The sequence below is a fragment of the Streptomyces sp. genome (genome assembly GCF_031178505.1).
Lineage (GTDB): Bacteria > Actinomycetota > Actinomycetes > Streptomycetales > Streptomycetaceae > Streptomyces > Streptomyces gulbargensis.
Map to the genome: position 1 here is coordinate 1 of NZ_JAPSIW010000919.1, position 2,366 is coordinate 2,366.

The window sequence follows — 2,366 nt, forward strand, 5'->3', positions numbered from 1 at the left end:
TCGACCCGGAGACCGGCTGCTTCACGATCTCGTACGCCCCCGGCCTCGGCGTCGAGCTCGACGTGGACGCGGCGGCCGAGTTCCCGCAGCAGCAGGCCCGGTTCGACCTGTGGGCCGACGGCTGGGAAAGGCGTACCCCCGCCGGCGGTTCCCGGTGAACCCCCGGGGGACGGCCTTCGTCCTCGCCCCTCCCGGAGCGTTCCGGCTCGTGCCGCGCGAGTCGCGCGTCGACGGAACCGCGCGGGCCGAGGACCGCGTCCGCGGCGGCTGTCCCGGCACGGGGGAGGTCCCGCTCGACCGTCACTGACCCGAGCCGGAGATCTCCATCCCGTTCGTCCGTCCCGGCGCCGTGGTGGCGAGTCCGGGCGCCCGCCGGTCGGCGGGAAGCGCGGCAGCCGGCCCTTCGGGTCGGGGGTCCGTCGACGGTGGCTCGGGGCCGGGCGCCGGGCCGGGACCGCCCCTGCTCCGGAGGGCACGGAGACCACTCGCCCCCGCGCCTCACCGCGCTCACTTCTCCGGACCCCAGGAGGTCTGTGTGTCCCCCGTCCCGCTTCCTCCGCAGCGTACGCCCGGTTCCCGGATCCTCGCATCGCTGGGGCTCCCGGCCCCGGAGCCCGTCGCCGCGGACGCGTCCCCCCACTCCTTCCCCGACGGCGGACGGTGGCGCACGGAGATCCCCTCCGTGGAGGGTCCCGAGGCGCTCGACACCGTCCTGCGGGAGGCCGACCGGCTCTCCGTCCCCGTCCACCGCGTCAGCCAGGGCAGCGGCGTGTGGATGCTCACCGACGCCGAGATCACCGAGATGGTGCGGGCCGCGGCCGAACGCTCCGTCGAGCTCTGCCTCTTCACCGGCCCCCGCGGTACCTGGGACACCGGGGCCTCCACCCGCACCGAGTCCCGGGGCGGCGGGCCGCGCGCGCGGGGACACGGCGCGGTCGTCGGCTGCGTGGAGGACGCCGTGCGCGCGACCTCGCTCGGCGTCACCTGTCTGCTGGTGGCCGACGAGGGGGTCCTGTGGACCCTGCACCGGGCGAGAACCGCGGGTCTGCTCCCCCCGGACACCACGCTCAAGGTGTCGGCGCTGATCGGCCCGGTGAACCCCGCCGCGTACGCCGTCCACGAAAGGCTCGGCGCCGACTCGATCAACGTCCCCTCGGACCTGACGCCGGCCCACCTCACCGAGATCCGCCGGGTCAGCCGGGCCCCCATGGACCTGTACGTGGAGGCGCCGGACGACCTCGGCGGCTACGTCCGGATGTACGAGACCGCCGAACTCATCAGACGCGGCGCTCCCCTCTACCTCAAGTTCGGCCTCGCGAACGCGCCGGCCCTCTATCCGTCCGGCGCCCACCTGCGGGAGACCGTGCTCAGCACGGCGCGGGAGCGGGTTCGGCGCGGCAGGCTCGTCCTCGACCTCCTGGCCCGGCTCGGAGCGGGGGACGCCATGTCGCCGCCCGGTTCGCGGCTCCCCGGCCCGCTGTGCCGCTTTCCCGCCGACATCTGATCTTCCGGCACCCCGTCCCCGTCCCCGTCCCGTCGACATCCGGAACGCGCCGATGACACTCCCCCACCCGCCCCCGCCCCCCGTGTCCGAACCCTTCGGCCGTCTGCCCGACGGCACGAGGGTGCGCCGGTGGTGGCTGGAGAACGGCGGAACGCGCCTCGCGGTGCTCAGCCTCGGCGGCATCGTGCAGCGTCTGGAGCGCCCCGACCGGAACGGCCGCCGGGCGAACGTGTCGCTGGGCTTCGACGACGTCGACGGCTACCTCGCCTCCGCCGCGTACTTCGGTGCGCTCGTCGGCCGTTACGGCAACCGGATCGCCCGGGGACGGTTCGATCTGGACGGCGAGCGCCACTTCCTGTCGGTCGCGGGCGGCGAGCACACGCTGCACGGCGGCGCCGTGGGCTTCGACCGGCGGAACTGGACCGTGCACGGGTTCGCCCGCGGCACCGACGTCGGCCTCGTCCTCACCCTCACGAGCCCCCATGGCGACATGGGCTTCCCCGGGACCCTGGGCGTACGCGTGGTGTACACCCTCACCGAGCAGGGCGACTGGCGCATCGACCATCACGCGGAGACGGACCGTCCCACGGTCGTCAATCTCACCAGTCACGTCTGCTGGAACCTGGCCGGCGAGTCCGGCGGCCCGGTCCACGGTCACGAACTGTCCCTGGCGGGTTCGCGGACGACGCCGGTCGACGCGGGGCTGATCCCGACGGGCCGTCTGGCCCCGGTGGTCGGCACGCCCTTCGACTTCCGGACGGCCAGGGCGATCGGGCCGGGTCTGGCGGCCGACGACCCCCAGCTCCGGCACGCCGGGGGCTACGACCACAACTGGGTGCTCGACAAGGGGGTCACGGCCGTC

At 74.7% G+C, this 2,366-nt stretch carries 2 protein-coding genes and 1 pseudogene; all 3 read left to right on the forward strand.

What is annotated here, in order from left to right; genetic code table 11:
- Nucleotides 1-158 (forward strand): annotated as a pseudogene (locus RIF68_RS34465) (mandelate racemase/muconate lactonizing enzyme family protein); the annotation flags it as partial.
- Between the two features lie 377 nt (nucleotides 159-535).
- Nucleotides 536-1,504, forward strand: coding sequence for a hypothetical protein (locus RIF68_RS34470; RefSeq protein ID WP_309055424.1), 969 nt, complete (start codon nucleotides 536-538; stop codon nucleotides 1,502-1,504).
- Between the two features lie 52 nt (nucleotides 1,505-1,556).
- On the forward strand, nucleotides 1,557-2,366 hold an 810-nt coding region (locus tag RIF68_RS34475), incomplete at its 3' end, for an aldose epimerase family protein (RefSeq protein WP_375165786.1).